Source organism: Mesorhizobium sp. P3_A9, assembly GCF_056402975.1.
Genome location: NZ_JBFUGJ010000295.1, coordinates 1 through 7,156 on the forward strand (window position 1 = coordinate 1; position 7,156 = coordinate 7,156).

The following is a 7,156-nucleotide window of genomic DNA, read 5'->3' on the forward strand; positions in this document are numbered from 1 at the left end:
CCGCTCAACGGCGCGACGCAGGAAACCTTCGGCGTCGGCACGACGCTGAAGAAGATCGACGACTACACCGTCGAGTGGACCTTCAAGGACGCCTTCCCGAAACAGTATCTCTACGCCATGGCCTACGGCACCTTCTGCCCCGGCCCCGCCCACATATTGAAGCCGCAGCATCCGAAATATTCGAAGAACACCTACGACCAGTTCAAGAACGCCTTCCCGCCGGAATATATGAACATGCCGGTGATGGGCGCCTGGGTGCCGGTCGAGTACCGGCCGGACGACATCGTCGTCATGCGCCGCAACCCCTACTATTGGAAGGTCGACGAGAAGGGCAACCAGCTGCCTTACCTCAACGARCTGCAGTACAAGCTGTCGACCTGGGCCGACCGCGACGTCCAGGCGGTCGCCGGCTCGGCCGACTTCTCCAATTTGGAGCAACCGGAAAACTTCGTCGCCTCGCTGAAGCGTGCGGCGGAGGCGAACGCGCCAGCACGGCTCGCCTTCGGCCCGCGCCTCATCGGCTACAATCTGCGCCTGAACTATTCCGCCAATGGCTGGGGCAACCCGGACGAGCGCAGCCAGGCGGTCCGTGAGCTGAACCGCAACGAGGATTTCCGCAAGGCTGTCACCATGGCGCTCGACCGCAAGGCGCTGGGCGACTCCCTGGTCAAGGGGCCGTTCACCGCCATCTACCCCGGTGGCTTCTCCTCGGGCACCAGCTTCTATGACCGCAAATCGACCGTCTACTATCCCTTCGACCTCGCGGGCGCCAAGGCCGAGCTCGCCAAGGCCGGCCTCAAGGATACCGACGGCGACGGTTTCGTGAACTTCCCGGCCGGCACCGCGGGCGGCAAGAACGTCGAGATCGTCATGCTGGTCAACAACGACTACGGCACGGACAAGAGCCTCGCCGAAGGCGTCGTCGCGCAAATGGAAAAGCTTGGGATTCGGGTCGTGCTGAACGGTCTCAACGGCACCCAGCGCGATGCCTCGCAATATTCCGGCCGCTTCGACTGGCTGATCAGGCGCAACGACCAGGAACTGACCTCCGTCGTGCAGAACACCGAACAGCTCGCGCCGGTCGGCCCGAAGACCAGTTGGAACCACCGCGCACCGGAAAGTGGCGAGGTCGACCTGATGCCTTTCGAAAAGGACCTTGTCGACATCGTCAACAAGTTCGTCGCGTCGGAGGACAATGACAAGCGCGCCAGCCTGATGAGAGACTTCCAGAAGATCTCGACGGAACACGTCTACAATGTCGGCCTGACGGAATATCCSGGCGCRCTGATCRTCAACAAGCGCTTCTCGAACATYCYGCARGGCACGCCGATCTTCATGTTCAACTGGGCCGARGATTCGATCATCCGCGAACGCGTCTTCGTCAAGGCTGACAAGCAGGCGAAATACGAACTGTTCCCGCAGGAGCTTCCAGGCAAGCCTGGAGACAAGGGTCCGATGTAGGTTTACCTCCCCTGACCAAGAGAGACCCGGCCGCGCTGCTGGCGCGGCCGGGACAGACCAACCCTTCGAACGTCCCTCAATGGGAGCGTCCGGCGAGATGAGGAAGCGGACCGTCCATGCTGCGATTCTTGGCTATGCGCATAGCGTCGGCAATACCGGTCCTCGCCATCCTGAGCCTCGTCACCTTTGCCATCATCCAGGCGCCGCCGGGCGACTATGCCGACTACATCCGCTCGCAGCTGATCAACCAGGGCGGCGCGTCCTTCGCCGAGGCCGATGCGCAGGCCCAGGCCTACCGCGTCGAGCACGGCCTCGACAAGCCGCTGCCCGTCCAGTATCTCAACTGGATCGGCGGCATCGTCACCCGCGGCGATTTCGGCTACAGCCTCTACTACAACAAGCCGGTGGCCGACGTCGTCGGCGAGCGCCTGCCGCGCACGCTCATCCTGGCGCTGGTCTGCCATATCCTCGCCTCGGTCCTCGGCATCTCCTTCGGTATATGGGCGGCGACAAGGCAATACACCTGGATCGACACGACGCTGTCGGCCATCTCCTTCCTCGGTATGACGGTGCCGCGCTTCCTGATGGCGCTCATCATCGTCTATCTCCTGGTCTTCCAGTTCAACGTGTCGGAGATCGGCTCTTTCTTCTCGCCGCAATATGGCGGCGCGCCATGGTCGTGGGCGAAGTTCGTCGACCTGGTCAAGCATGTCTGGCCGGTGGTGGCGATCGCCACCTTCGGCGGCCTCGCCTACAATATGCGTGTCATGCGCGGCAATCTGCTCGATACGCTCAACGCCCAATATGTCGAGACGGCGAGAGCCAAGGGCCTCACCGGCGCCGCCGTCGTCATGCGCCACGCCGTGCCCAACGCGCTGCACCCGCTCGTCATGTATCAGGGCGTGGTGTTGCCCTATATGCTCACCGGCGAGATCGAGACGGCGATCATCTTCGCGCTGCCGACCGTCGGCCCGGCGATCGTCGGCTCGATGGCGGTCGGCGACGTCTATGTCACCGCCACCTTCATGATGGTGCTCTCGGCGACGCTGATCGTCGGCAACATCATCGCCGACATGCTGCTCGTCCTGCTCGACCCCCGCATCCGCCAGTACGGAGAGAGCTAGATGCTGGCGCGCGATCCATCACCGCCACCCTTGCCGGCCGAAGGACCTATCGTCACCAAACCGGCGCGCGGCAATGAGAGCTACATGGCGCTCGTCTGGCGTCGGTTGAAGCGCTCATGGACCGGCATGGCCGGGCTTTGGCTGGTCGTGCTGCTGCTGGTGATGGCCGTGTTCGCCGAGTTCCTGGCGCCGATGGACCCGAAGGCGACCGATGTCGGCTTCGCCCCGCCGCAGCTGCCTTCCTTCCACGACAAGGACGGCAATTTCGTCGCGCGGCCGCGGGTCTATGCGCTGTCCGATTCGGCCGACCTCGATCCGGTCACCTTCCAGCCGRTCGTCGGWCCSGACTACGAYCATCCAAGGCTGCTCGGCTTCTTCGTCGAGGGCGCGCCCTACAAGCTYYTYGGSCTGATCCCSGCCRACCGGCAYTTCTTYGSCTCGACSGACGGCCAGCCRGTGCATTTCCTCGGCACCGACAAGTTCGGCCGCGACGTGCTGTCGCGCGCCATTCACGGTTCGCGCGTCTCGCTGATGATCGCGCTGACGGTGGTCTTCATCATCACCGTCATCGGCACCACTGTCGGCATGGTCTCCGGCTATTTCGGCGGCAGGTTCGACGTCTGGATGCAGCGCTTCGTCGAGTTGGTGCTCGCCTTCCCGCAGCTGCCGCTTTATCTGGCGCTGACGACACTGATCCCGGTCACCGCGCCGACGAATGTCTTCCTCGCCTTCGTCATCATCGTCATGTCGGCCCTGGGCTGGGCGCAGATGTCGCGAGAGGTGCGCGGCAAGACGCTGGCGCTGGCGCGCATCGAATATGTGCGCGCCGCCATGGCGGTCGGCGCCACCGACCGGCGCATCATCCTCCAGCACATCTTTCCCAATGTGATGAGCCATGTGATCGTCGCCGTGACGCTGGCGATCCCGACGGTGGTGCTGCTCGAATCCTTTCTCGGGTTCCTCGGCTTTGCGGTGAAGCCGCCGTTGATTTCTTGGGGGCTGATGCTGCAGGACACCGCGACCTACTCCGTCATCGGCACTTATCCCTGGATCCTGTCGCCTGTTGGTTTCGTGCTCGCCACCGTCTTTGCCTTCAACGCGCTGGGCGACGGCCTGCGCGACGCCGTCGATCCGTATTGAGGTGGCTGGGATGACCGTCGTACTCGCCGAGCCCTTCGCACCAGCCTTCCGCCTCGACCATAACGGGCGCCAGGACCAGCCGATCATCGACGCCCGCAACATCGAGGTCGCCTTCAAGGTCGAGCACGGTGTCGTCGAAGCGGTCAAGGACATCTCGTTCCAGCTCTATCGCGGCGAGACGATCGCCATCGTCGGCGAATCCGGCTCCGGCAAATCGGTGACGGCGCGCGCCGTCATGGGGCTCTTGTCCAGGCGGGCCACCATGTCGCCGAGATCGAGCATCTGCTACGACGGACAGAACATCCTGAAATTCCCTGAGCGCGAGCGGCGCAAGTTGCGCGGCAACCGGATCTCGATGATCTTCCAGGAGCCGATGAGCTCGCTCAACCCGATCTATACGGTCGGCAGCCAGATCGTCGAGGCAATCCGGGTGCATCGCAAGGTGAGCCGCAAGGCGGCTTGGGCGCGGGCGCTCGAGCTGCTGCGGCATGTGCAGATCCCCGAACCGGAAGCGCGGCTCAAGCAATAYCCGCACCAGCTYTCGGGCGGYCAGCGCCAGCGCGTGATGATCGCCATGGCGCTSGCCAACRATCCCGACGTSYTGATMGCCGACGAGCCGACSACSGCRCTCGACGTSACCGTYCAGGCGCAGATCCTSAACCTGATCCGCAATCTGCAGAAAGAGCTGCGGATGGCGGTGATCCTGATCACCCACGACCTCACCGTCGTGCGCAAATTCTCCGACTACGTCTATGTCATGCAGCATGGCGAGATGTGCGAGCACAACGTCACCGAACGGCTGTTCGCCGAGCCACAGCATCCCTACACGCAGCGGCTGCTCGCCTCCGAGCCGCGCGGCCTGCCGCAGCCACTGCCCGAGGGCAGCGGCACCATTCTCGAGGCGAATGGCGTGCGCGTCTGCTTCATGCTGCGCCATGGCAGCTTCCTGAAGCCGGACTGGCGCGAACTGGTCGCCGTCGACGATCTCGGCCTTAAGCTTTGCCGCCACGAGACGCTGGGGCTGGTCGGCGAATCCGGCTCCGGCAAGACCACCTTTGGCCAGGCGCTGTTGAGATTGACCGACGCCAAGCGTGGCGAGATCCATTTCGACGGCAAGCCGATCCACGGCCTGTCACGCAACGAGATGCGGCCGCTGCGTTCGCGCATGCAGATCGTCTTCCAGGATCCGTTCTCCTCGCTCAATCCACGCATGACGATCGGCCAGATCATCGAGGAAGGGCTGATCGTCAACAGCATCGGCGCGACGCGGGCCGAGCGGGTCGACCGCGTGCGTGAGGCACTGGTCAGCGCCGGTATGCCCGGTGATATCCTGTCGCGGTTCCCGCACGAATTCTCCGGTGGCCAGCGGCAGCGCGTCGCCATTGCCCGTGCCATCGCGCTCGAACCCGAATTCATCCTGCTAGACGAGCCGACATCGGCGCTCGACCTTTCCGTGCAAGCGCAGATCATCGACCTGCTGCGCAAGCTGCAGGACGAGCGCGGCCTGAGCTACCTCTTCATCTCGCACGACCTCAAAGTGGTGCGCGCGCTGTGCCACCGCGTCATCGTTATGCAGAACGGCAAGATCGTCGAGCAGGGGCCCGTCGACGAAGTCCTCACCCATCCCAAGACCGCCTACACCGAACGGCTCGTCAGGGCCGCCTTCGACGTGGCCTGAACATACCCCGGAGACCAGCATGGCAAGACATCCCAGGATCACTTTCATCGGCGCCGGCTCGACGGTGTTCATGAAGAACATTGTCGGCGACGTGCTGCAGCGGCCAGCCCTTTCGGGTGCGACGATCGCGCTGATGGATCTCAACCCGCAGCGGCTGGAAGAGAGTGCCGTTGTCGTCAACAAGCTGATCTCGACGCTTGGGGTCAAGGCCAGGGCCGAAACCTATACCGACCAGCGCAAGGCACTTGCCGGCGCCGACTTCGTCGTCGTCGCCTTCCAGATCGGCGGCTACGAGCCCTGCACGATCACAGACTTCGAGGTGCCGAAGAAATACGGTCTGCGCCAGACGATCGCCGATACGCTCGGCGTCGGCGGTATCATGCGGGGCCTCAGAACCGTGCCGCATCTGTGGAAGGTCTGCGAGGACATGCTCGCCGTCTGCCCCSARGCGATCATGCTGCAATACGTCAACCCGATGGCGATCAACACCTGGGCGATATCGGAGAAATATCCCGAGATCAGGCAGGTCGGCCTCTGCCATTCGGTACAGGGCACGGCGATGGAACTGGCCCACGATCTCGACCTTCCCTACGACGAGATCCGCTATCGCTCGGCCGGCATCAACCACATGGCCTTTTACTTGAAATTCGAGCACCGCCAGCCCGACGGTTCCTACCGCGACCTCTATCCCGATCTGGTGCGCGCCTACCGGGAAGGCCGCGCGCCCAAGCCGGGCTGGAATCCGCGCTGCCCCAACAAGGTTCGCTACGAGATGCTGACCCGGCTCGGCTATTTCGTCACCGAAAGCTCGGAGCATTTTGCCGAATACACGCCCTATTTCATCAAGGAAGGCCGCCCCGATCTGATCGAGAAATACGGCATTCCGCTCGATGAATATCCCAAACGCTGCATCGAACAGATCGAGCGTTGGAAAGGCCAGGCTGAAGCCTATCGTTCGGCCGACAACATCGAGGTCGAGCAGTCCCGGGAATATGCGTCCTCGATCATGAAYTCGGTSTGGACCGGCGARCCGTCGGTGATCTACGGCAAYGTCCGCAAYAATGGCTGCATCACCTCGCTGCCCMSCRATTGCGCCGCCGARGTGCCGTGCCTGGTCGATGCCTCCGGCATCCAGCCSACCTWYATMGGCGACCTGCCGCCGCARCTGACSGCGCTGATCCGCACCAACATCAAYGTSCAGGAACTGACGGTKCRGGCRCTGATGASCGARAACCGCGAGCACATCTACCATGCGGCGATGATGGACCCGCACACGGCGGCCGAGCTGGATCTCGATCAGATCTGGTCACTGGTCGACGAGCTTCTCACCGCTCATGGCGACTGGCTGCCGGCCTGGGCGCGCGTGGGGCGCAAGACCGAGGCCGCCTGATCGGCGGCGCTCACCTTACTTCGGTTCCTCTGCGTCCGTCTCTTCCTCATCGTCGCGGGCGCTGATGACATAGGCCCCCTTCAGCCAGCGGTTGAGGTCGATGTCCTTGCAGCGCGTCGAGCAGAACGGAAAAGTGTCGCGTGCCGAGGCCTTGCCGCATTCGGGACAGGGGCGCTTTGGGCGCAGCGGCGTGACTTTGGGATCGGAAGTCATGGCCGGGCGGACAGCCAGCTCTGATGGATCTTGAAGCCTTCGCCCGATAGCAGCGCCACCGTCTCATAGAGCGGCAGGCCGACGATGTTGGTGTAGGAKCCGACSAGCTTGACGACGAATGAGCCGGCGAGGCCCTGGACGGCATAGCCG

The 7,156-nt window shown here is 63.4% G+C and carries 7 protein-coding genes; 5 read left to right on the top strand and 2 right to left on the bottom strand.

Translation table 11 applies throughout. The features are described from left to right. The 5 genes from AC1DX0_RS27585 to melA form a co-directional block, all read left to right on the top strand. On the top strand, nucleotides 1-1,461 hold a 1,461-nt coding region (locus AC1DX0_RS27585), incomplete at its 5' end, for an ABC transporter substrate-binding protein (protein ID WP_477357558.1). Between the two features lie 116 nt (nucleotides 1,462-1,577). Next, nucleotides 1,578-2,585, top strand: a complete 1,008-nt coding sequence (locus AC1DX0_RS27590; RefSeq protein ID WP_477224215.1) for an ABC transporter permease — start codon at nucleotides 1,578-1,580, stop codon at nucleotides 2,583-2,585. Continuing rightward, nucleotides 2,586-3,725: an ABC transporter permease gene (locus AC1DX0_RS27595; protein ID WP_477357561.1), complete on the top strand. Its 1,140-nt coding sequence runs from the start codon at nucleotides 2,586-2,588 to the stop codon at nucleotides 3,723-3,725. 10 nt (nucleotides 3,726-3,735) lie between these two features. Then, entirely contained in the window at nucleotides 3,736-5,403 is a 1,668-nt protein-coding gene (locus AC1DX0_RS27600) for an ABC transporter ATP-binding protein (protein ID WP_477357564.1), read from the top strand. 19 nt (nucleotides 5,404-5,422) lie between these two features. Further along, complete coding sequence (gene melA, locus AC1DX0_RS27605) at nucleotides 5,423-6,793, top strand: alpha-galactosidase (protein ID WP_477357567.1); 1,371 nt, start codon at nucleotides 5,423-5,425, stop codon at nucleotides 6,791-6,793. A 15-nt stretch (nucleotides 6,794-6,808) separates the two neighbouring features. On the opposite strand, the gene yacG is transcribed toward melA, so the two are convergent. Together yacG and AC1DX0_RS27615 are read right to left on the bottom strand one after the other, a co-directional pair. After that, nucleotides 6,809-7,006 (bottom strand): DNA gyrase inhibitor YacG, encoded by a 198-nt coding sequence (gene yacG, locus AC1DX0_RS27610; RefSeq protein WP_477224211.1) that lies wholly within the window; start codon nucleotides 7,004-7,006, stop codon nucleotides 6,809-6,811. Then, a partial coding sequence (locus AC1DX0_RS27615) for a Maf family protein (RefSeq protein ID WP_477357570.1) occupies nucleotides 7,003-7,156 on the bottom strand: 154 nt, incomplete at its 5' end. The genes yacG and AC1DX0_RS27615, both read right to left, overlap by 4 nt.